This is a genomic window from Desulfovibrio gilichinskyi (assembly GCF_900177375.1).
Lineage (GTDB): Bacteria > Desulfobacterota > Desulfovibrionia > Desulfovibrionales > Desulfovibrionaceae > Maridesulfovibrio > Maridesulfovibrio gilichinskyi.
Genome location: NZ_FWZU01000007.1, coordinates 50535 through 74084 on the forward strand (window position 1 = coordinate 50535; position 23550 = coordinate 74084).

Annotated in this window: 20 protein-coding genes and 2 pseudogenes; 10 read left to right on the top strand and 12 right to left on the bottom strand. The window is 45.1% G+C overall.

Going from position 1 to position 23550, the window contains the following annotated elements; all coding sequences use genetic code 11:
• Positions 1–260 precede the first annotated feature (260 nt).
• The 4 genes and pseudogenes from B9N78_RS18580 to B9N78_RS16895 form a co-directional block, all read right to left on the bottom strand.
• The gene (locus tag B9N78_RS18580) at positions 261–650 is read right to left on the bottom strand and encodes a GtrA family protein (protein ID WP_085104471.1); all 390 of its coding nucleotides are present in this window, start codon (positions 648–650) and stop codon (positions 261–263) included.
• 8 nt (positions 651–658) lie between these two features.
• On the bottom strand, positions 659–2155 hold the full coding sequence (locus B9N78_RS16885) for a glucosyltransferase domain-containing protein (protein WP_170921461.1): 1497 nt from the start codon (positions 2153–2155) through the stop codon (positions 659–661).
• 18 nt (positions 2156–2173) lie between these two features.
• Complete coding sequence (locus tag B9N78_RS16890; protein WP_085104475.1) at positions 2174–3106, bottom strand: glycosyltransferase family 2 protein; 933 nt, start codon at positions 3104–3106, stop codon at positions 2174–2176.
• 214 nt (positions 3107–3320) lie between these two features.
• Positions 3321–3794 (bottom strand): annotated as a pseudogene (locus tag B9N78_RS16895) (IS3 family transposase); the annotation flags it as partial.
• A gap of 308 nt (positions 3795–4102) precedes the next feature.
• Between B9N78_RS16895 and B9N78_RS16900 the strand changes: the two are divergent.
• From B9N78_RS16900 to B9N78_RS16915, 4 genes are read left to right on the top strand one after another with little or no spacing between them, the layout of a single operon-like run.
• Positions 4103–5215 carry an HD domain-containing phosphohydrolase gene (locus B9N78_RS16900; RefSeq protein WP_085104480.1) on the top strand — a complete coding sequence of 371 codons (1113 nt, stop codon included), beginning with the start codon at positions 4103–4105 and terminating at the stop codon, positions 5213–5215.
• Positions 5208–8789 carry an MASE3 domain-containing protein gene (locus tag B9N78_RS16905; protein ID WP_085104482.1) on the top strand — a complete coding sequence of 1194 codons (3582 nt, stop codon included), beginning with the start codon at positions 5208–5210 and terminating at the stop codon, positions 8787–8789. Before B9N78_RS16900 ends, B9N78_RS16905 begins: the two co-directional genes overlap by 8 nt.
• Complete coding sequence (locus B9N78_RS16910) at positions 8786–9154, top strand: response regulator (protein ID WP_085104484.1); 369 nt, start codon at positions 8786–8788, stop codon at positions 9152–9154. The genes B9N78_RS16905 and B9N78_RS16910 overlap by 4 nt, the downstream gene beginning before the upstream one ends.
• Positions 9155–9176: 22 nt before the next feature.
• Positions 9177–10340, top strand: a complete 1164-nt coding sequence (locus B9N78_RS16915; RefSeq protein ID WP_085104486.1) for a response regulator — start codon at positions 9177–9179, stop codon at positions 10338–10340.
• A 177-nt stretch (positions 10341–10517) separates the two neighbouring features.
• Here B9N78_RS16915 and B9N78_RS16920 read toward each other — a convergent pair whose 3' ends face one another.
• On the bottom strand, positions 10518–11330 hold the full coding sequence (locus B9N78_RS16920) for a DUF1571 domain-containing protein (RefSeq protein ID WP_085104488.1): 813 nt from the start codon (positions 11328–11330) through the stop codon (positions 10518–10520).
• A gap of 66 nt (positions 11331–11396) precedes the next feature.
• Positions 11397–12713 carry a DUF2254 domain-containing protein gene (locus tag B9N78_RS16925; RefSeq protein ID WP_170921462.1) on the bottom strand — a complete coding sequence of 439 codons (1317 nt, stop codon included), beginning with the start codon at positions 12711–12713 and terminating at the stop codon, positions 11397–11399.
• A 604-nt stretch (positions 12714–13317) separates the two neighbouring features.
• Here B9N78_RS16925 and B9N78_RS16935 point away from each other — a divergent pair.
• The 6 genes from B9N78_RS16935 (at position 13318) to B9N78_RS16965 (ending at position 17243) form a co-directional block, all read left to right on the top strand.
• On the top strand, positions 13318–13605 hold the full coding sequence (locus B9N78_RS16935; protein ID WP_085104492.1) for a sll1863 family stress response protein: 288 nt from the start codon (positions 13318–13320) through the stop codon (positions 13603–13605).
• Between the two features lie 894 nt (positions 13606–14499).
• Positions 14500–14616, top strand: coding sequence for a desulfoferrodoxin FeS4 iron-binding domain-containing protein (locus tag B9N78_RS16945; protein WP_085104496.1), 117 nt, complete (start codon positions 14500–14502; stop codon positions 14614–14616).
• A 366-nt stretch (positions 14617–14982) separates the two neighbouring features.
• Positions 14983–15609 (top strand): Crp/Fnr family transcriptional regulator, encoded by a 627-nt coding sequence (locus B9N78_RS16950; protein ID WP_245805581.1) that lies wholly within the window; start codon positions 14983–14985, stop codon positions 15607–15609.
• A 390-nt stretch (positions 15610–15999) separates the two neighbouring features.
• Entirely contained in the window at positions 16000–16776 is a 777-nt protein-coding gene (locus tag B9N78_RS16955; protein WP_085104500.1) for a BON domain-containing protein, read from the top strand.
• A gap of 85 nt (positions 16777–16861) precedes the next feature.
• The gene (locus B9N78_RS16960) at positions 16862–17020 is read left to right on the top strand and encodes a DUF3309 family protein (protein WP_085104502.1); all 159 of its coding nucleotides are present in this window, start codon (positions 16862–16864) and stop codon (positions 17018–17020) included.
• Between the two features lie 43 nt (positions 17021–17063).
• Positions 17064–17243 (top strand): CsbD family protein, encoded by a 180-nt coding sequence (locus tag B9N78_RS16965; protein ID WP_085104504.1) that lies wholly within the window; start codon positions 17064–17066, stop codon positions 17241–17243.
• A 73-nt stretch (positions 17244–17316) separates the two neighbouring features.
• Here the strand turns inward: B9N78_RS16965 and B9N78_RS16970 are convergent, their stop codons facing one another.
• The 6 genes and pseudogenes from B9N78_RS16970 to B9N78_RS16990 form a co-directional block, all read right to left on the bottom strand.
• Entirely contained in the window at positions 17317–17691 is a 375-nt protein-coding gene (locus B9N78_RS16970; protein ID WP_085104506.1) for a hypothetical protein, read from the bottom strand.
• Between the two features lie 106 nt (positions 17692–17797).
• Positions 17798–17944: pseudogene (locus tag B9N78_RS18585) on the bottom strand (cation-transporting P-type ATPase); the annotation flags it as partial.
• Between the two features lie 103 nt (positions 17945–18047).
• The gene (locus B9N78_RS16980; protein WP_085104508.1) at positions 18048–18320 is read right to left on the bottom strand and encodes a DUF2795 domain-containing protein; all 273 of its coding nucleotides are present in this window, start codon (positions 18318–18320) and stop codon (positions 18048–18050) included.
• Between the two features lie 43 nt (positions 18321–18363).
• Positions 18364–18510, bottom strand: coding sequence for a lmo0937 family membrane protein (locus B9N78_RS18040; protein ID WP_137982573.1), 147 nt, complete (start codon positions 18508–18510; stop codon positions 18364–18366).
• 305 nt (positions 18511–18815) lie between these two features.
• Positions 18816–20039 carry a PAS domain S-box protein gene (locus B9N78_RS16985; RefSeq protein WP_085104510.1) on the bottom strand — a complete coding sequence of 408 codons (1224 nt, stop codon included), beginning with the start codon at positions 20037–20039 and terminating at the stop codon, positions 18816–18818.
• Positions 20036–23080, bottom strand: coding sequence for a chemotaxis protein CheB (locus tag B9N78_RS16990; protein ID WP_085104512.1), 3045 nt, complete (start codon positions 23078–23080; stop codon positions 20036–20038). Before B9N78_RS16990 ends, B9N78_RS16985 begins: the two co-directional genes overlap by 4 nt.
• Between the last annotated feature and the right edge of the window lie 470 nt (positions 23081–23550).

Genomic DNA, 23550 nt, shown 5'->3' on the forward strand with positions numbered 1-23550 from the left:
TTATCCCTTCTGCATCAGGTGATTAAGTGGCAAGGCCGCATTTAGTATTGTATACGTCCGATAAAAAAGTAGATAACGATAGTTAATAATACATATTTCATAAATAAGTTCAAGCTTGCTGTATTATAATCTTGAAAGGTGAAGGCGTGGTGATTTATTTTCTGAGAATAGTCCGGACTATATAATTTTATGCTTTAGCAATAAAAAAGGGTCTACAGCCTTAACTGTAAACCCTTTGAAGTTATTTTGTTTTAGTCCGCCTACATATCTTTTTTAAAAGTAAAAAAACGATTAATTGTGTATTGCGCGGCAACTACAATGCAAAGTGCTGCCATCTTAGCAAGAACACTGTTGATATGGAAATATTCCACCAGCGTAAGCATAATGAAATTTGATGCAACTATGCCGCTTAATCCTATAGTAAAAAATATAAAACAACGTTTAAAGAAGTTATTGTTAACTTTGAAATTGAATTTGTAATTAAAAATAAAGTTATTCAATATGCCAAGGCATGAACTTATTGTGTTGGCAATTATGTAGTGGTCATCAAAAATTGAATTTAAGATGTAAAAAGACCCAAAATCAACCACTGCTCCCCATATACCTATCAAAATATATAGAACAAGATGTCTGTCGAGAATGTTTTTCATATTTAATATTATTTAAATTTCAGCAATAAATCTGAGTTATACTTGTAGAGTGTGTAGTAATAGCTGTCGTTTATAATAGGCAGTGTTGTGATGTCTATTTTTGCTTTGAGCGGTTCCTGTTCAATGTCCTGATAATTTTCTTTTGCCAGAGCGCATCCTAAGTAGGGTAGGCGGTACTTAAATCCCCAAGGGTTATTGGTGTCCAAGTTGCTCATAATCGGGAATATTTTGATAATACGTTTAAAATAATTTGAGCGTGGAAGGTAACCGGAATAGTAAAGTCTGGTTCTGTTATCCGGTAGGGTGTCATTAATTTCCGAGACAATGGAAGATATCATCGGCTGCTGAAAGTCGTATTCTATCTTAACAAGATTTCCGCTTATATAACTGAATCCATACGCAGACAGCATTACGGGAACAATCAGCCAGCATAAAATTTTCTTGTTTTTAATTGCCCAGCTGGGCACAAGCATCAGGAACGCAGTTAAGCCGCTGAAAGATGTTAAAACCTGTAAGATTACTCTGGAAGATCCTTTTAAAAAGGCCATATGTACAAAAGAAAAAACAAATATAATCAGCGGTGCAAGTACAATAAACAGCAGAGCTGTTTTACTTCCGGCGCTGATATTTGCTGCGGTGATGTTTTTCTTATATAAATGAACAACAAACAGAATACTTATGACGAGTAACAATGCCAAAATGATTGTCTGTTGCTGGCTTAATGAATCAAATATTGCTGTAACCATTCTCAGACAGTTATCAAAAAAGACACTTACACTGTCACTTGAAAAGTTAAGTGTTTTTGCATTAGCGGCGCGGCGTGCAATGTTGGCGATAAAGAATAATTTTAAAAAAAGTTTATAAGCAGCAAAAGCCAGCACAAGTTGTATTACGCGGTTTAGAAGTGTTTTGAAAATTCCGGTAAACTGGTTTTTATATACGCTGTGCACAAGTTCTATCACAGCCAACGACATAAAGAAGCCTAGTGAAGCCTGATATGAATTCATGCTTAAAAATATGCAGAGAATACATTTGGCATAATAAGAAATTTTCTTTTTACCGCTTTCTGGAACGGCGAGAGTAAAAGGTATTATAAGCAATACTAAGCTTAAGGCCAGGCCTATACTATCCAGTTGATAGACAAACAGGCGGACTAAATAAGGATTAAAGACAAATCCCAAAGCGATTATTGCTGAAATATACGGGCTGTCCACATCAATGAACAATCTTTTAATCATAAATCCGCCGAAGGTGAATATAGGGACGGATAACAGCAGCGGTAGCGGGGCTGGGTCGAAAATGGATGTTGAATGAACCAGAAAACGGACGATTATCGACGGAAGCAGACGACCGTCATCATCCCATGAATTGCCTTTTAAGATTCTGGAAAAATCATCATTGTAAGGGCAGTTCGATATAAGCATCGGCAGAACATACAGCAATGTCAGTCCGGCAAAGAGCAGGATGAAAATCTTATCTTCCTTGGTCAGTTTAAACTCTTGCATCATTTCTCCAGAATTGCCTTATAAAATTTCACGTATAATAAAAACAGGTCTGTTTTTTGATTCCATATAGGTGCGGCCCAGATATTCTCCAAGCGTTCCTATTCCTATCAGTTGCAGCCCGCCTAAAAATGTGACTGCGACCATAAGTGACGCGTAACCGGGCACATCAATACCCATGAAAAGGACCTGTATTAAAATCTTGAGTGTTAAAATAAAAGATATTCCTGCCACCAGAATGCCTACATAAGTCCAAATGCGTAAAGGGACAGTTCCGAAACTGGTTAATCCTTCCAGCGCAAAATTCCATAATTTCCAGCCGTTAAATTTGGATTCTCCGGCAGCTCTTTCTTCACGTACATATTCAATCTGGGTACTTTTAAAGCCCACCCATGCAAAAAGTCCTTTCATAAACCGCGTGGATTCCGGCAGGCTGTTAAGTGCATCCACAACTTGGCGGGACATTAATCTGTAATCCCCCACGTTATCAGGCATCGGCGGTGATGAGATTTTATTATGCAACTTGTAAAACCATTTTGCGCTGAAACGCTTTAAAAATGAGTCACTGTCTCTGTTGCTGCGATGCGCAAGGACAACATCAAAACCTTCGCGCCATTTAACCACCATCTCAGCAATAAGTTCAGGCGGGTCTTGCAGATCCACATCAATCGGTATGGTTATGTCACCTTTTGCATGCTGCAAACCAGCGGTCAGAGCTGCTTCTTTGCCAAAGTTGCGGCTGAAATCAATAATTTTAATCTGCGGATAGGTTGCTTTTAAGGCAATGAGGTTTTCCAGAGTGCGGTCCGTGCTGCCGTCATTGATGAAAATATATTCGGCCTGAATATCAGGGATGGTTTTAAGTACTTCGGCAACACGTTTCATAAACATGCTCAGAACATGTTCTTCATTATATACAGGAACAATAAGGGATAATAATTTGTTTTCTGCCACTTGTTACGGTCCTTGAGTGTATTGTGTTGCACATGTCTTTGGGATCGTGAAACTTTTATTGTGAATGTATGGAGAAGTCAAGGATAGAGGGGGAGAGAGGTATACCTGTATAAGCTCATTGATTGTTGTCATTTGTTGATTGTGATCAATTAAAGTGGCAATTACTGAAATGCTACATAAATAACGGACAGCCAGTTTTAGGTTAGGCAGCTATTTATTGTTTACGGTTATATTCTTGTTCAAACTGTTCCGGTGAAACATAACCGATACTGGCATGTCTTCGTTTCCTGTTGTAGAAAATTTCAAGGTAAATAAAAATATCCTGCCTTGCTTGTTCTCTGGTTTTGTACGTCGTACGATAAACACGTTCCCTTTTCAGTTTACTGAAAAAATTCTCTGCGACAGCATTATCCCAACAGTTTCCTCTACGATTCATACTGCTTATACAGTCGGATCTGCGAAGAGCCGATGAAAAAGAAGAACTCGTGTACTGACTCCCTTGGTCCGTGTGAAAAAGCACATTTCCCGAAGGCCGTCTGTTGCGGAACGCCATATCTAAAGCCTTACAAGCCAACTCTGCATCAACACGGTTAGACATAGCCCAACCCACTATTTTCCTGGAAAAGATATCTTGCACAGCGGCAAGGTAGAGCCAACCTTCTCTCGTCGGGATGTATGTTATCTCCGAAACCCATACACCTTCCCACTGTCCAAATAAGACTGGCGTGCAGCCTCAATAATTATTTCCCGTTGTTTCTCCTGCATGAGCTGACCTTAACCTCTCGCGCTGTGTCCGTCATCTATAGAGCAGTTCGCCGCAACAATCTTTCTATGGACTCACCTTTCGTTTGGTGTAGTATAAATATTATAAAAGATCCCTTCATGTTTTGACAAGCTATTGTGATCAATTCTTCTCAGTAACACTTCCAGAGGCACTTGAATGAGGCAAAATTATTGGCAACAACATAATTGTATTTTCACTGGCATGAGACTGTTATGAAAAAAGCAAAGATACTTCTAGTTGACGATGAAGAGCGCAATATCCGCCTGCTTGAGGCTATGCTGTTACCTGAAGATTACATCCTTTTCACCGCAAAAGACGGGGAAGATGCGTTGACCATGGCACATGAGCACTCACCTGATCTCGTTCTGCTGGACATTATGATGCCGAAAATAGACGGCTTTGAAGTCGCCAGGCAACTAAAAAAAGATGAAGCAACCAAAGACATTCTTATTGTCATGGTTACAGCCCTCAAGGATGTGGAAAGCAGGGTCAAGGCGCTTGAAGCGGGTGGTGATGAGTTCCTGTCCAAGCCTATTGACAAAAGCGAGCTTGTGGCGCGTGTACGTTCCCTTTTAAAAGTAAAGGCGTACAACGACTATATGCGTGATTCTAAGGCCATGCTCGTAAAGGAAGTGGCTAAAAAAAACATAGAATTGCAGTGGGCTTTAGGTAAACTCAAGGGAGCCTCTCTCGACACCATAAATCGGCTATCCAGAATTGCGGAATACAAGGACAAGGATACAGCCGGCCATATCCTCCGTATGAGCCTGTATTCTGTGGCAACGGCTAGACAGCTCGGTCTTCATGTTCACACGCAGGAATCAATCCTGTATGCCGCTCCAATGCATGATATCGGCAAAGTCGGTATCCCGGACAATGTTCTTTTGAAATCCGGCCCTCTAACCCCGGAGGAATGGATTATTATGAAACAGCATCCAGCCATCGGAAGTAACGTCTTCCATGGAGCAGAACATGGTTTTCTCAAGTTGGCTTCGATCATTGCCCTCACTCATCATGAGAAATGGGACGGAAGTGGTTATCCAAATGGTCTCCAAGGAAAGACTATCCCTTTGGTCGGGCGTATTACGGCCATAGCCGATGTCTTCGATGCGCTGACAACAAGACGTCCCTATAAGGAACCTTTTTCACTTGAAGAATCCTTCGTGATTATCGAAAAGGGACGCGGAACCCATTTTGACCCGCAGGTGATTGATGCCTTCTTTGCCGCGCAGGACGAAGTCCTTTCTATTTTTAGGGCGCACTCCAATGGTCATGACGAGGTCAAGGTGTATTCAATACTAAGTCCCGGAGTGGGCAATGAATAACAATATATTGTCCGAGAAAATATTCATCAATCTGCTTTGGGTCGCGTTGCTGATTGGCGCTATATGGAGTTCCTCAATTAACTATATATTTTTCCATTTCATTGCCGAGATCGCATGCATCATTATTTCGTGCAGCATCTTTCTGGTGTCCTGGCATTCCTCTAAATTTGCCTACAATTCATTCTGCACGATTATCGGTCCGGTGTTTCTTTGCGTAGGGTTTGTCGATTTACTTCACACTCTTGCCTTTGTCGATGTCATATACATACCGGAAATGGGTAAAGATCTTACGGCACAATTTTGGATGGTTGCGAGATTCCTGCAGGCTGGTGGGCTACTGGCAGCCATCATGCTGGCAAACAAATCTGTCCGGCCAGATTATGCAATGTTTTGGGCTATATCGGCTATGGCCGTTCTATTGGGCACAGTATATTTTTCTATCTTTCCAAGATGCTTTCTAGAAGGAGTAGGCATTACTCCCTTTAAGACGGGCGGCGAATATGCGGTATGCGTGGTGCAAGCTTTTACCATATATCTATTGCACTGGGGGAGGACTTCATTTGATGATGCTACAAAGCGACTCCTCACATGGGCGCTAGTCTTGTTCATTGCATCGGAATTATGCTTCACACTCTATCTCAGCCTTACTGATTTTGCCTATCTTGGCGGACATATATTAAAGTTAATCGGTTTCTATTTTCTTTATCGGACAATTATTCTGGCCAGTTTTGAAAAACCGTACAGCACTCTGTTCAGGGATTGGGAAAAAAGCGAAGAAAATCACAAAAACATCGTGGAAAGGATGAACGAGGGGGTCCTTGGCTGTGATTATAATAGCATGATTACGCTCGTTAACCAAAGCCTTTGCGACATGTTGGGATATTCCAGACAAGAGCTGGTCGGGAACAATATCTTCAATTATCTGGACTCAGAACAAAGTAGAATCTTTCAGGAGCAGTTACTTCTTCGGAGACAGGCGACAATTGATTCTTATGAGTTGACATGGACCAACAGGGGCGGGGGCAAGTATGTTACCATCCTTAACCCGAGTTACTTGTTTGATAAGGCAGGTAAGTTTTCAGGCAGTATTGCTGTTGTAACAGACATAACCGAACGGAAAATGATCGAGCAGTCTTTGGAGCAAAGTGAAAAGCAATTAAGAGCTATTTTCGATCACGCCCCTATCGGTGTGGCGATTGTAGACGCGGATGCAAACACTTCCATGGTCAACAACGAAATGTGCAGCATATTGGAATATGACAAAAAAACACTGACATCATTGTCCTTTGCAAAGCTCACTCACCCTGATGATGTTGAAGCGGATTTGAAACTGTTTCAGGAACTCATGGAGGGGAAGCGGGATAGTTACATGTTGGAACAAAGATATATCACCGGTGCCGGAAAAACCCGATGGGGACGTCTAAGCGCCTCAGCTGTGCGGGGCTGGGACGGAAAGCCTTTATATGCCATCTGCATGGTCGCGGATGTGACCAAACAGGTGGCGGCAGAGGAAGAATTATTACGGGCCAAAAATGAATGGGAGATGACATTCAATACCGTGCAGGACATGATCGCAATCCTTGATACCTCTCAAAATATAGTTCGCGCTAACAAGCAATTGGCAACCGTTCTTGGTGTTGAACAGGACGAGCTAACCGGAAAAAATATTCTTGAAGTTCTTTATGGTGGCTCTATACCACCAAGCGATTCACCAACCATGCAGCTTCTCAAAGACGGTAAGATTCATCAGGCGGAAATGTATGAGAAACAATTCAATGGATATTATCAGATGTCTGCAACTCCACTTGTCTCGGAACAAGGCCAGATCATCGGCTCGATACAAATGGCCAGAAATATTGACGACCGGAAGAAGGCTGAATTGCGGCTTGAGACTATTCTGGACATCATGAATGTATATATTATGGAACCTGATCTCAACCTTCTTCTAACTAAAACGCTCAATATCATTCAGGATAGAACTGACAGCACAATCGGATTCATCGGTTACATCAATGAGAATGAAGAACTCGAAATTCCGACATTGACCAATGGACTGTTGGAACAATGTCCTATTAAAGAATTTGGAACCACCCTTCCTAAAGAAACATGGAAAGACATGTGTGGAAAAGCTCTCCGAACAAAAAAAACCATCTTCACCAACAGCCCGAGGAAAGTTCCTTCTGGACATGTCGCAATTGATAGAGCTGTCTGTGTACCCATTCTTTTCAAGAATCAGCTGGCCGGAGAAATTTCCGTAGCCAACAAACAAACTGACTATAATGAGGATGATGTCCGCCTGTTGGAGGAAATTGCCTTAAGTATGGCCTCGCCGCTCACATCCCGGATTAAGCTTGATCGGCATGAAAGGATGCTGAGTGACTCCGCTGTAATCCTCAGTAGTAGGGTGAAGGAACTCGACTGCCTGTATAATGCCTCGACGGTCATGACCAACCCCGACGCCTCCGAAGTGGATGTATTCACTACCGTGTTTAAGTCACTGGAGCCTGCTATAGGAGAAATGGATGTTTACGGTATACGTATTAACGTCCACGGCGTAGAGTACACGACTGATTTCTGGCAGGAGTCCCCTTGGGCTTACCGTGCAGACATTGCTGTCGCTGGTGCTGACGTAGGTTTTATCGAGATCTCTTTTTCCAATGATTACAAGCAACATAAAAATTTAAGCATTGCATCTGGAAGATGGAGCCTCCTCCACGCTTTGGCGGAACTGATTTCCACCTATCTTCTTCGCAAAAAAGTGGAGAGTGACCTCGTAATCGCCAAGGATGCAGCGGAAATGGCAAACAAAGCGAAAAGCGGCTTCCTTGCAAGCATGAGCCATGAGCTTCGAACCCCTTTAAATGCGGTCATCGGATTTTCCGAGGTACTTCAGGACAAGTTCTTCGGACCGCTCACTGATAAGCAGGAAGAATACATAAAAGATATTCTTGAAAGCGGACAGCATTTGCTTTCGCTGATCAACGATATTCTGGATTTGTCCAAGGTCGAAGCCGGGAGGCTGGAATTCGTCAAGGAAGAGTTCGATCTTAATGAACTGCTGGAAAGCTGCCTGACTTATATACGGGAAAAAGCCTTCAAACATGGGATTTCTTTGCAGTTTGAACCTGACAACAATTTGCAGCCGATCAAGGCGGACGAGCGAAGAATTAAGCAAGTTATTTTTAACCTCTTATCCAACTCAACTAAGTTTACACCGGACGGGGGAAGTATACGGATGTCCTCCAGAAAAATCGAAAAAAATATGGTATTATCAATTGTTCCAAATGCAAAGGAACTGACAGTTGGTGACTATGCCGAAAATGATTGGTGTCTGGTGTCGATCGAAGATACTGGAATAGGCCTTGCTCCTGATGAAATTAATGCTGTTTTTGAGGAGTTTCGCCAACTCAGTGACAGCATCACCGGCAAGACTCCCGGAACCGGACTTGGATTATCACTTTCAAAACGTTTTATTGAAGAACAAGGAGGGCGATTATGGGCCTTCAGCGAAGGTAAAGGTAAAGGATGCATATTTTCATTTGTTCTTCCAATGATAATTAGGAGTAAAAAATGAAAAAGATTCTGATTGTGGAAGACGACCTCAAGAGCTGCAAGCTCGTTCGCGACCTGCTTGAGGTATTGGGTTTTACCACGATAGAGGCAGACAACGGAGTTACCGGAGTGCGCATGGCAGAAAGTGATAAACCTGATCTAATTCTGATGGACGTACAATTGCCGCACATGAACGGTGTCGATGCAACGCGTGCGCTGAAATCTAATTCTGTCACCAGCAAGATTCCCGTGATTGGAGTCTCCGCGCATTCCATGCGTGGGGATGATGCAAAAATGCTTAACGCAGGTGCTGACGGATACATTTCAAAGCCCATTGATACTCGGCTTTTAATCAAAACCATCAAAGATATTTTGAAAATAGATTGATGGGCAAAATAAGGTCTCTTAGATGAAAAAAAAATGGAAAATTCTTACTGTCGAAGATGAGGACAGAAGTCGAAAAATGCTCGGAGTGATGCTGGAATCGATGGGGTATCAGTATGAATCTACAGCAAATGGTACAGAAGCCTTAAAAGCAATCTGCCCTGAGCATGATCTTGTACTTCTCGATGTCATGATGCCTGACATGAGCGGGTTTGAAGTGTTGGAGTGCATTCGTAAAATGCCATCGGTGTCAGATATCCCGGTAATTATGGTTACAGCACTGGATAGTAGAAAGGACAAGCTGCGTGCAGTGCTGCTCGGCGCAAATGACTACGTAACCAAGCCAATTGACAAAACCGAACTCAAAATCAGAATAGCCGCAGTCCTTCAGACAAAGCAGGCGCAGGATGAGGTGAAAGAGTTACTGCAGGAAACCTTACGAGGCAGCATAAACGTCCTCAGCAACGTGCTCTCCATGCTTAAACCAGAGGTCTTCGGCCTGACATCTCGAATTCTGCCTTATGTCAAACAGATATCTGCAAGGGTGGGCGATCCCAGCCCTTGGTTTACTGAGACGGCTGCTTCGCTGTCTCTTCTGGGGTATTTAACCCTTTCGGATACCACTGTTGCCAAGTTGCACAAGGGCCGCACTCTTTCTTCTGAAGAGTTTGCCGCCTATGAAAAAACCCCTGAAATCGCAGCAAGCTTAGTAAAAGCCCTTCCCCAATTGGATGAGGTGGCTAGAATTCTTACTTATCAGGAAACCTACTTCGACGGAACAGGGCTCGTCTCAGACGGTACCATAAAGGAACATCTTCCGCTGGGATCAAGAATAATCAAAGTTGTCACTGATTTTGATCGTATGCTCGCCAAAGGGATGACTAAGCGAATTGCACTGGAATTTATGATTAAGTCCGTACACCTTTACGATCAGACAATCCTTTACGCGCTGGGGGAAGCTCTTGGTGATGAAAAGAAATATGACATAAAAACAGTGTCTATCTGTGAAATGACAAGCAAGATGCTCCTCGGAGAAGACATTCGTATCCCAAGAGGGGATCAGATGGTCAAGGTTTTACAGAAGGGCTACGGGGTAAACGATACAATCATTAAATATCTTAAACTATTCAATGAACGCAAGCTCATAGAGGACAAAGTGAAAGTGATAGTTCAGCCAGATGAGAAGTAATTTGTTCCTCTTTATCATGAATTATCGATCAAGGATAAAAATCGGCTAATATACTTCCGCCCCCAGACTCCAGCGTGTCTTTATCTGCGTTATGCTAACCCCTTTCAACTAACGCTGTGACTTTGCCACAGTCTTGCAGGATCAATCCTTCCAATTTGAGAAATGGAACCACTGGATTTAGAAATCATAATCTGGGTTTTCTTTTGAAAAATCCATGTCAGTAAGGCCGGAGTTTATCTTGACGTCCGTGTAACTGTAATCCTCCAGAAGGACCTCTTTTTCATCATACGTGGTAATGCCAACGGGAAGCAGATATTCCTTATCGATGTAGCAGATGATGTGCGCTGCGTAGTATTTGCGACCTTCTTTTGGGGTAAGGCGGACCTCCAGCACGATGGCTGGCCTGCCCTTGAACGGGGCGTCATTCAGGCGGATAATCTCGATCTCCCTATGTTCCACGGCCATGGGGATAATGGTTCGCATCAGGTTGACAATAAAACCAAATCCGATGTCCGTGATAGGATGCCTGTTGCCGGCAAGGAGCGTACTTCCTGTAGGTGACAGGTTCCATGTCAGGCTCAAGCCTGTACCGTCCTTGTGCGCGACCACCTTCTCGTTGTTCTCCCCTTCGATATAAAGGGCTTCCTTGAGTGGACCGTTAATCCATTTCATATATATTTTCGAGGGTTTCTTGAATTTTAAGAAAATCGCCTCCTCCGGCAGCAGCACATTCTCCACCCGCTCCTGCTTGAGAAATCGCGTCGAATAGTCCTCAACCTTGGCGTAACTAGCTTCTACGGACGCCAGAAGCGCGAGCAGTTCTTCATTCCGATCAGCCGCAGTCGCAGTGAGAGCCGTCAAACACAGCGTGGCAACGTAGATAAAGGAGACGACAAGCACAGTCACCGTCCGCTGGGGCAAGTGCGGGGCCGTGAAGGGGCGTTTCAATTGAAACCTCTCTGGAGTGTTTTGTAATAATGATTTTTTCATATGATTTATCTTCTCCGTTCAGAACTTTAATTGATAGTACCATTCTGGTGTTGTATTTATAGGGCTCTAATTTACCGCGCCAGCAGTCTGCTGGATCACCTTATAGCGGTCCAGAATATCATGGAGATCTTCTGGTGCAATGCTCCGACGCTTGGCATCCCAGACAATCATTCGCGCTTGACGGAGCAAAATCTCCCGCCGCTCGTCGGTCGTCGCCAGACTTGCAACTGTGCTCAGTGTCTCAAGCAGCCGAATCATGACCGAAATATTGGCGTCCTGTCTGATGAGGTTGCAGGCGGCTTCCACTATCCCTGCAAATGTCAGGGGTACAGCAATGATCCGTAATGTTCCGTCATCGTCGTAATGGTATGGTCCAGGCATCTCTCGTCCCGCTAACTTGGCCAAAGCCCCTCCAAGTCGGTCAATGCAGGTAATGGCGGTGAAGGTGTCGTTGACGCCGGAGGAAAGTGCGCGAATGGCAATTTCAACCAGTTGGTTGATGCACAATTCGATGTCATTAACCGGCGTTCGCTGTCGACCAAGGATGAATTGTCCATTCATCTGCCGCTCCAGTTCTTCCGGAACAGCTCCCGAAGTCCAGACCTTGGCCAGAGGTGTTCCCATGGTCACAAAATCTCCTGACCGGTATTTCAAACTCAGGATTAAATCGGAATCACGGGCAATAGCGATAAGTTTTTTAAGATCTACAACCTGTACGTAGCCTGTGCCTCTGGCCCGTATAGTTATGGCTTGTTCGTCAAATGATTTCGGTAAAACCGGAACATCTTGCGCCTCCCCTTCCTTCTTCAGTCCTATCTGGTTCGGGAAAAGTTCTTCAATGATCCGTTCCAGATCTTTCTCCACCAGATCAATGATGTTATCAGCTTTAATGGACGAAGAGATATGATGAATAAAAAAAATAAGAAAAAAGAAACTGGCTAAAGACATGAGAATAGCTACAGTTATTGACAAATGCGGAACAAATTCATCCAGTTGCCTGATTGTCCGTAAAACAAGGAGGCTATAAATAAATGTGGCGACATAGACGCCAAGGACCGCTTGATTGACGCGATCGCTCAAAAAATTGTTTAGGAGTCTCGGGCCGAATTGAGAAGACGCCAATGTCAACGCGACGACGATGATGGAAAAAACCACGCCGGCCACCGTAGCTGTAGAGCTTGCGATAGCAGACAATATGGCTATGGCACTGTCCGGTCCGCCTGAGTATATCCATCTTACTGTGAGGGTAATTTCCTTGGGCAGATAATGGTCCAGACTAACCATTGCAAAGGATGCCGCTATGGCCACGACCGCTAGACACCCGGGAATGAACCATAGGCTTGTTGTTACATGATACCAGAGTTGTCGCAGTCTAACTTTCATTGTCCTTCTCCACATAGCCTTTACTTTTACGATTCAGTAAAAATTGGATGCTTACCTAATGACTTACTATACTTTGCACAAGGAGGCCAGAGGATAGAGTTTTTTATGAAAGTCTATCACAGGAAATTTTAGATAAACAGGAAGCTGGTTAGAACCGAAGGCTTGTAGTCATACCTGCATTAATGTGTAATGATTAAAATACTTTTAAAAAACCATACAAACACTCCAAGCTGCCGAAAGAGGTTCACATGCAATCTGCTCCCACACCTAGGCAAAATCATCTTCTGGGAGCCTTGTCACGCGAGGCTCAGGACCGCCTCTCAGACTGAACCGGCCAAAGCATTCAAAAAAGATATAACTGGCCGCATTCAATAGCGCATGGGAGCACTATGAAGACCCAAAAGACAGGAAGAATGGCGACTCACGAGAAGAGGTCGCCCAGAAGGTGCCCATGGCAGCACATTTAAAACTTATGTCTATACTTAACCAGCAAGAAGGGTACAATGAACCTGAATAGGTATGAAAGGAAGTGTTCATATGAATACTTTTTGAAATCATTAACAGTTTTTACTCCCTTAATCCTTAATCTAGAAAGGAGAACACTATGAGTATGAAAGAAGCGTATCGTCAAAAAATTGAGGCCCAGCTGGACGAATGGGAAGCTGAGATCGACAAGATGAAGGCAAAGGCCGACAAGGTGGGGGCCAATGTACAGCTTGAGTATTACAAACGAATCGAAGAGTTACGGTTAAAGCATGAATCAGTCAAAGTGAGACTTAAAGAGCTCAAGGGAGCAAGTGAAGGAGCATGGGAAGATCTTAAAATAGGTGTTGATCTTGCGTGGGAAGCACTCAGTGAGGCTATGAAGTCGGCCAATTCACGATATAAATAAGATCCATGTTTCATTCTGGTTTTGAGGCATGTTCGTTTTGGACCGTAAAGCCGAATCGGATCTTTGATTCAAACGGAAGTGTTTGCCCCAGTTGAGCCTGCCCTAATTCTGAACGGCCTTAGCACCTTGAGCATGAAGTCCTATTGATAGCCGTGTGGCTCATCGGAAAATTCTGGCGCCGTGGCCCTCAAGCTCATTAATGGTATGAGTACTGTCCTGAGAATATTACGACTCGTATCTTTATGCCTGTTGCTTTCTCTTGCTGCCTGCACAGATTCGGGAATTCCCCGCGAGTCAGAATCGGTGCGCCTGGACGTCCCCCGAGGATTCCAGTCTGTTTTGCGTGTGGAGCCGGACGGTGAAGTGGTCAGGTTCGGTCCTTTCGTGGGGTACTATTTCCGTCCTGAGACTCCGGATGATTTGAGTCGACTGGATTTTGTCTGCTTCAATGAAAAGGGATTCTATTCTTCCGATATGCCCGTCAATACTTTGCTTTACACTGGTCGGGCCAGGCTGACTAAATTACCGGGGCAGAGGTCGGATCAGCCCGAACCCATCGGTCGCATAACCCCGGTGTCATTCAGAGAGGCGCCCGCACCGTGACTTCGCACCCGCCCACAGCCCAACAATGAAGTTCGTGCATTTTCACTCGCTTCACGATGGGAGAGGTACCCGCGAGAGCCCATTGTATCATCAGGTCGTGCTTGGTCCGGATTTCAATTTTGCCCATCTTGTGGAGTTTGATCAGGGACCGGAGTGGGAATGACGTTTCATCTCACCCATAATTCCCGATATTCTCCCTTGCATTATACTGTTAATAGTGCATGCTTGTAGCGTAGAAATAGTATGGTTTCATTTGAAGCAACCATAAACATCCAAAACAAGGAGAAAATCATGGCTTCTGTAACTGGTGAAACGTATAGATGTGAGGCGTGTGGTGCTGTCATTGAAGTAAAGGAAGGAGGCGAAGGAGAACTCGTCTGTTGCGATCAGCCCATGGAAAAGCAATAAGCTTTAATATTGTTCGTAAAGACACGGCGGGCGACTTGAGTCGCCCGCCGTTTTTTCATGGCTTAGCTATGATGTTGTTTCAGATAAATCGGAGCATGGGGGAAAATATACTTAAAAAACGCAAAGAGTCTATCACAGGAAATTTTAGATAAACAGGAAGCTGGTTAGAACCGACGGCTTGTAGTCATACGTGCATTAATGTGTAATGATTAAAATACTTTTAAAAAACCATACAAACACTCCAAGCTGCCGAAAGAGGTTCACATGCAATCTGCTCCCACACCTAGACAAAATCATCTTCTGGGAGCCTTGTCACGCGAGGCTCAGGAACGCCTATTTCCTAATCTTAAGTTGGTGGAGATGACTTTGGGCGAAGTTTTGTACGAGTCCGGGGAAGTCGTGACCGAGATTTATTTCCCAACGGATTCTATTGTATCCATGCTCTACGTGATGGAGGATGGTGCCTCGACCGAGATATCGATGGTGGGTAACGAAGGATTCCTTGGCGTTTCCCTATTTATGGGCGGGGGAAGCACCACGAGTAGGTCCGTGGTTCAGAGTGCTGGCTGGGCTTTTTCGCTGCCGGCCCAGTGTTTCATGGACGAGTGCAATCGCCATTCCCAGATGACGATGCTGATACTGCTCTACCTCCAGTCTATGATCACGCAAATGGCTCAGACGGCGGTGTGCAACCGTCACCACTCTATTGACCAGCAGCTCTGCCGTTGGCTGTTGCTTTCGCTGGACCGTCTGTCAGACGACAAGCTGGTCATGACTCAGGAACTCATCGCCAACATGCTCGGCGTGCGCCGTGAAGGCGTCACCGCAGCCGCAGGCAAGCTGCACAAACTCGGCGTCATCGAATACAGCCGCGGGCACATCACCGTACTGGATCGGCCTCAGCTTGAGGCGTTGTGTTGTGAGTGCTACAGCGTGGTCAAGAAGGAGACCGACCGCCTGCTACCTTACCTTCCGGCACGGCAAACTTCCTAAATTCATCTGAATACTGCCGGTTGCTCATGACTGAAACTTCAAAGAGTCTATACACGGTTTTTTTTCATCCCATTAATAAAATGTTTTTTATTTTTAGTGTACATTCCCATGAAACATGCTATGTATATATAAGGAGAATAACCTTTAACTTCCAGTAGCCTATAATGATTGAATTGTTTTGAACTTAGAGTCTGCCACACTTCTTTGCCTCAGACTTCTCCTTTCCACGGATTGCCTCCCCTTTCGCGCATTTCTACCGCGCCCACAAAGGTCCACTATGTAACTTTTCCCCTGTGATGCTAAGAAATGTTGCCGCAATGAAACAAGGTTTCGTGAGGTATGTGATTTGGACGAATATCTAAAGGGTTTTCTAACCAACGAGGATTTATCATGAAAAAAACACTGCTTGCTCTGAGCCTGGTCGTGATGGTGTTGATGTTCTTTGTCACCGCCAACCTCTATGCTTCCACGGCTGATGACCGTATTGAGTCATCTGCCAAACAGACCTATGTGTTCAAAACCTTTCTCAAGAATGATAACATTAAAGTGGCATCCAGTGATGGCCACGTGAAGCTGACAGGAACCGTTGAAGAAAAATCGCACTTGTCTCTAGCCAATGATACTGTTGAGGGACTACCCGGTGTGAAAAGCGTAGATAACCAGTTGACGACGAAAGAGACGGATTCCTCTGACAGTATGGACGCATGGCTCATCACAAAAGTCAAATTCACCCTTTTATTTCACAAGAGCGTGGACACTGTCGGAACTAATGTCACAGCCGAAAACGGCATCATCACTTTACGCGGCGAAGCCGACAACCTCGCCCAGAAGAAGCTGACAAGCGAGTATGCTGGCGATGTCGATGGCGTCAAAAGTGTCAACAATATGATGACGGTATCTGCTTTATCAAAGGACAAGTCTAATAACTCATCCATGATTGAGTCCGTTGGAGACGCCGTTGACGATGCATCTATCACCGCCATGGTCAAGGGGACCCTGCTATATAATAGCTCGACCAGCGGACTGAAAACAAACGTCGTGACCAAGGACGGAGTAGTTACCCTGAAAGGTAAAGCCAAGAACAATGCCGAGAAAGATCTAGCAGAAAAGCTCGCTAATGACGTGCATGGCGTAAAGAAGGTCGTTAACAACATAACCATTAATTAAAGCATTTCATATAACAAGAGTCAGAAGTTGGATCAAAGAGTTCTGCACTCTGTTTACAGCCAATCTTTAACAGCGGAGAAAAACAATGTCTCTTGGCGGAATAATACTGATCGTATTGGTGCTTATGCTTCTGGGAGTAATCCCCGTTTGGCCTCACAGCCGCTCATGGGGCTACGCCCCCAGCAGTATATTGGGGATTATCACAATTGTCCTCGTAATCATGCTTTTTACCGGCCGATTGTGACCGATTAGCAGTTCATAACTTTTAACACGAAGGAGTGACGTTAATGAAATCGAGCACAGTAAATAAGGTCAAAGGCAAGCTGCATCAGGCTTCCGGCAAGGTGAAGGAAGTGACTGGCGAAGCCATCGATAATAACGAAATGCAGATTAAGGGTAAATCCGAGATTTTTGAAGGAAAGGTTCAGGAGAAAACCGGCGAGATCGAACAAGTCGCAGACAAATAGATTAAAGACCATTTAAGTGTAGTTTTATCACAGCCGGAGCCACTCAGAAAACGGTGGCTTCGGCTGTTAACTTTTATCTGCCGGGCACAGGATAGATCTTTTGTTCGGATTTAGCCGAATTTTTCTCTAGATGATGGTAGCGGTTCCAAGCATTTTCCGATAAACGTCCCAAAATGGCGTCAAGATCGGATTCCTGCATCAGCTCTCGCAGACCTGCTCCTTCCATAAGGCTATCCGAGAGCAGATAGCCCTCATCCTTTTCAAGGTCGAGTTGAATATCCGGAATGTTGAAATCAGGCAGAGTCTCGCAGATATCCACCAACAGGTCACGCACCGTTTGATAGAAGAATTTCTTCACGTCCTCCGTGGATTCGGCCTGAACCATCATCTCGCGGAAACTGCTGCGAAACTCCTGTTCCTGTGCACTGAATGAACGCTGAACTGTCATATGTTCTCCTTGGTTGTTGGTGTTTCGATTACATCCCGCTGCCCGTTTGAACGGGCAATCCATATTATATTATAGCAGTAAAAGTGGAATCGGCAAACAACGAAAGTTAACTGCGCGAGTATTTGACAATATCTTCTTTGAATTCTTCTTCAAATGCCTGCTGGAAGGGGCCGCAAAAATAGGACAAGAATTTCAGGATCAGGCTGGGTTTCTTTTCCGGAATCTCGTTCGGTCCGTATTGGGTCAGTCGTTTCTGCGCTTCAGCCTAACTGAGACCGTCTGGCGACGATCCCAGTTAGGCCTGCAGTTCGGGCATGGGAACTGTTTTATTGTATTGCCTCAGGATTGCTGATTAATTAACGGCTTTCATCAAATTCCTTCAAGAGATCGTCCGAGCTAGTGTAATGCCGCTCAGACACATTTTTGATTGAACTGATCACGGTTGGATCCGCTCCGTTTTTTTGGGCCTGTTTAAGAATGTCGTCCTTCATTGCCGGGTAGCCCAAGCCATGAAGTGACGTGGTTATGCCCGCCAATAAATCAGTTTGATCCCCTGTTAATTTGCCGGTTCCGGGCATATCGCTGCCCTTAGTTTTGATAGTTCGATGTTCTTTTGAGGTAATAGTCATGATAACCCTCCGAGATAGTAAGAATGTTTATCGTTTAGACCGGTTAAATCCGTCGACCCTGAATGACTCGGATCGCGATCATTATGATAGCCAGGACCAAGAGTATGTGGATGAATCCACCTATGGTGTAGGAGCTAACCACGCCTAGAAGCCAAAGGATAATAAGAACGATAGCGATTGTTTGGAGCATGTTTCTCTCCTGTTGTTATTCGGAACTTTGGACTTATATAATGTATAACTCATGTGAGGTAGGTAGGTCTGTGCGCTAGCACACATATGGACATTGGCGGCTTTATTCCTATGCAGAAATTAAGAAAGGCTGCATAGCCTCTACTTTTAAGATTCTTAAAAATTGGATGGTTACCCTAGAATTTTATGCACAATAATGTGGAAAAGAATAGTTGAAGTTTGAAAGATGGATCAAAGAAGGGCGCTGAACGGTTATATGTTCTCCTTGGTTGTTGTTTAATATCAAGGTTACGTTCTGAAAGAACGCTATTGAATGTCGCAGAGAGGAAGCTCGACGATAACAGTGGTTCCTTCGGCCTCGGATGTGGTGAACCTGATTTGTCCACCATGGGCCTTGGTTATAAGCTGGGCGCTGTATGTTCCAAGGCCGGTACCGGCTTGTTTGCCCATAGTGGCATATTTTTCAAAGAACCTGTCCCTGATTAATTCAGGCACAGTACCGGAATTGTGGATGGCAATGTTCACCTTGCCGAGTTCCGTTCGGATGGCTATAGTAACACATCCACCTATAGATGAAGCCTCAACCGCATTTTTCACCAGGTTCATAAATATGTTTTCGAAGAGAAAAGCTTCACCACACAACCACACATCTGCAGAAGAGCAATCTGCCGCCGTTTGGAGAACAATGGTTACATTTTTCTGTGAGGACAGTCTCGCCAGAGAATTCTTCACGGCTTCAAGAATTTGGTAAATTTCGATCGGTGTTTTAGCTGGAGTATATTCTCCCTTTTCCATCTTTCGCAAAGGCTCTGCGGCCTCAATAAGATGGATAACTTGCCTAATACCAAGAATGATTTGCGGAAATTCCTTCATCAAAGAGGCCTCGTCGCTACCTTCCATTACCAACTGCGCCAAGGAAAAGAGATTGATAAGTGGTCCTTTGATGTCGTGATGAACGATACGTTCAACGTCCTTGCGAAATTGTTCTTCCTGCTTACGCTCCGTGATGTCATGCATCATAAGAAGACAGACTGGCTCCTTTTCGGCATTCTGGACGGTGGTAGCCGTCAAATGCACCCAAAATTCTCCACCGATTTTTTTTACCAGACGTAACTCGAACTCCGCCGTATCCGCCGATACGTCTTTTTTGAAGAGATCTTTGCGTTGCCTGTAATAAATATCTTGGTCTTCCTTATAAATAAATTTGGTCCAAGGCTGTCCGACCATTTCACTCCGGAGCATGCCGAGCAGCGTCGCGGCAGTAAGGTTGGACTCAAGAATCAGCCCCTGTTCGCTGATTGTGCAATACCCGACCGGAGCCAGATCATAGAGGTCGAAGTAGCGCGCCCGTGCTGCGTCCAGTTCCTCCTGCGCCCGGCGCAATTCTTCATTCTGCAGTTCCAGTTCGATTTGATGTACCCGCAGCTCGTGGAGCAATTGCTGCATTTCCTCAAGTGTAATTGAGCTCTTGGTCGCAGAATCGTCCTTCTTGATTAATTCTTCGGCTTGTAGTCTTAGCTTGTCCGTCATGTGTTGTCCTTTCTCATAGTAGTGCGTTGAGTGACCGCCATGGCATAGACATGACCTGCATCATCGGCCAAAAAACTGGCTGTTAGCCACACCGGCAAAGTCTGTCCTTCCTTGTTCTTGCGACTTGTCTCATATGGCACCGGTATGTCACCCGCAGCGACCAGCCGGATCTTCTCCAATTCTTGCGCCTGTATATCCTTTGGAAGCATGTCTTGAATGTTCATGGTCAACGCCTCTTTTTCGGTCCAGCCGAAAATCCTCTGCGCTGAAGGGTTCCATGCCAAAATATCCCCATCCGTGTTCAGTACGGTAATAGCATCCTGTGAATCCCGGGCAATTCCCGCCAAGCGAAGCTGGTCATAGGCATCCTGCAGCAATTCGCGAGACTTCTTCATTTCGGTTATATCGACAAAGGTGATAACCACTCCCTCGATCACATTCTCAATGGTTCTGTAAGGTTGGATACGCATCGTGTACCATTTCCCTTCCGTCGTCTGTACTTCCAGTTCCTTGGGGAGCAGTGTCTCCAGCACCGATTGCACGTCAATAATCAAGCTGTCATAGCCCACCATCTTGGAGACTATGTGACCAACAGGCCGCCCAATATCAACCGGGATCAAGTTTATGATCCGGGTGGCAGCCGGGGTAAAGCGCATAATACATAGTCGATTGTCTACGAATATAGTGGCAATACCCGTACCGGAGAGCAAGTTGCTCATATCATTGTTAGCCTGCGACAGATCGATCAGCTTATTTTGCAGTTCGGTATTGACGGTGGTCAATTCTTCATTGACTGATTGTAATTCTTCTTTGGAAGTTTCAAGCTCTTCGTTCGAAGATTGTAACTCTTCGTTTATGGATTGCATTTCCTCGTTGGATGATTTGAGTTCCTCATTGGATGTTTCCAATTCCTCAATAGTACTCTTGAGATATTCATCCTTAGCCAACAACTCTTGCCGCAACGTAGCAACATCCATATTTTCTTCTTTACCTGATCCGCCCACAACTTCATCTACACCTAAAGGTCCGTTTTTTTGCATCAGCTCGCATTCGAATTGCGACGTCGGCTTCAATATGACCAAATAAAGCTGGTCTGCAAATTCGGCGTGATTTGCCGTCACCGGACAGATCGTCAAGTCAACCGATGTGAAGTGTCCATTGGTTTTAACTCGCAGAGCCAGACTGCGTACGATTTCACTTGATGACTGGGCTTTGTGCAAAGCCGTACTCAATTCCCGGTGCAATCCTTCCCGGGCCATTTTGATAATGTTGTTGATTCCGGATACGCCTTGCGCCGGCTCTAAATACTGTCCAGTACGACCATGAAGATAAAGGATGTCACCATGAGCGTTGACCAATACGCCTGCTGTGACGAATTGTTTTAGCAGCGTTTGTTCAGTCAATTCACGTAATGGCTGTTGCACTGGATTTATCCTTTTTACGGAGACATGCCGATGGGGGGATGACTCCACTTGTAACAGGGGTGGCAGAAAACGGTCTATAGTAGAAGGCAGCCTGCTGTTCAGATTCTCTTTGCGCAGGTAAAGCTTAGAGTTGCGATCTATGGCTGTGAACAGGTCTCCAAAATCACCCACTGTTTCCGATGTGCCCAAAAAGAGAACCCCACCCGGGCGCAATGCGTAATGGAAGAGTGGGATAAGCTTTTTCTGCAACGCTCCTCCAATGTATATAAGCAGATTCCGACAGGCGATACAGTCCAACTTGGAGAATGGCGGGTCTTTGATCATGTCCTGTTCGGAGAATATCAGCATATTGCGGATCTTTTTGCGAATGCGGTAAACGCTGCCTTCGTCCTCAATCGCAAAAAACCGCGAGATACGTTCCGGCGTAACATCGTCGACGATGCTGGCTGGATAACGTCCGCTTCGGGCCGTGGCTATAGCCTTACTGTTAATGTCGGTGGCAAAAATCTGCACCATGAAATGTTGCTTGGTCTTTTCCAGATATTCTTGCAAGAGGATGGCGATGGAGTACGCTTCTTCTCCGGTAGAGCACCCCGTCGACCAAATCCGGATTGGGGAACCCTCGGACTTTCCGGCAAAAAGTTTCGGGACAACCTCTTTCTCAAACGTATTAAACACCTCGGGATCGCGAAAAAAATTGGTCACGCCAATGAGTAAATCGCGAAAAAGAGCTTCCACTTCCGCCGGAGCCTGCTCCAAATATTGAATATACGCATCCACCATGGCGATCTGATGAATGGCCATGCGTCTTTCGATACGACGATGTATGGTACTTGGTTTATACATGGAAAAATCATGCCCAGTCTGAGCGCGTAGCAGGGCGCATATTTTTTGTAATGAATTTTCGGCTATATGCTTCGGCGTGGCCGGCTTCTGGAGGGGGGAGCTAAAGACGTGGGACACATAGGCGATGATATGAGCGGGCATCTCGGACGGTGACAATTCGTAATCTACCAGACCCGTGGCAATGGCGCTGAGCGGCATGCCATTATATTCGCTGGAGCTGGGGCTTTGAGCAATAACCATGCCCCCTTCTTCCTTAATGGACCGTACGCCGAGGGTGCCGTCGCTGCCGGTGCCAGAGAGTACGATGCCGATTGCCGATTCATGTAGGCTCTGGGCTAGAGATTTGAAAAAAGAATCAATTGGCAATCGATGCCCCCGAGGGGCTACAGGTTCGATTAATTGGAGTCTGCCATCCAGAAAGGTCATATCGCGATTTGGAGGGATGATGTAGGCACAGTTGGGCAAGACTTCCATTCCGTCTTCGACCTCAAAGACCTTCATACGGGTAGAGCGACTAATAATTTCAGTCAGCAGGCTCTTGTGGTCCGGGGCAAGATGCTGCACCAGAACAAAGGACATTCCCGGATCTACATCTGCAGGCATGCCGGAAAAAAAGGATTCGAAAGCCGCCAAGCCTCCAGCCGAGGCACCAATTCCCACAATTGGGAAGATTGTTCCGAACTTTTTTTTAGGCTTGGTTTTTGTCTCGTCTATCAATGCGGGACGATCCTTTCGCGGACTAGGATTTGCTGTATCTTTTTTCTTTGTCATGAGTATACCTTCATTTTTTAAGTATATCCTGTTCGAAGACTATTGTCTTGTAGTTGCGAGGCAATAAAGTTTGATAAAAATATCGCCTTAATTCTGCCCTAAGCCAACGGGGATAACCTCTCTCGCAATTGCACCGTCACCATGCCGAGGGCTTAAAATTTAAAAGAGAAAGCTACCAGTGGTATTTTATAACATTAAGGCGGTCTGTTTTTTGACTAGTTTTAATGGATATAGTCCTTTCTACGCATGGTCGTTTGTGCTATTCAATTAAGACCTCTCGGACACTTTCACCACCACGGACGCGTTAACGAGTTACGACGTTCTGGTCGGTACGAATTCCTTCCATGTCCGCCATGGCAAATAGACCTCAGGCTGTGATTGCGTTCTTGCTGGTCCTTTCTCCAACCCAGTCCTTTTCCTGAGTCAGTCTAGTTTAAATCTGCCGAAACCTGTCACTGTTCCGGCAGCAG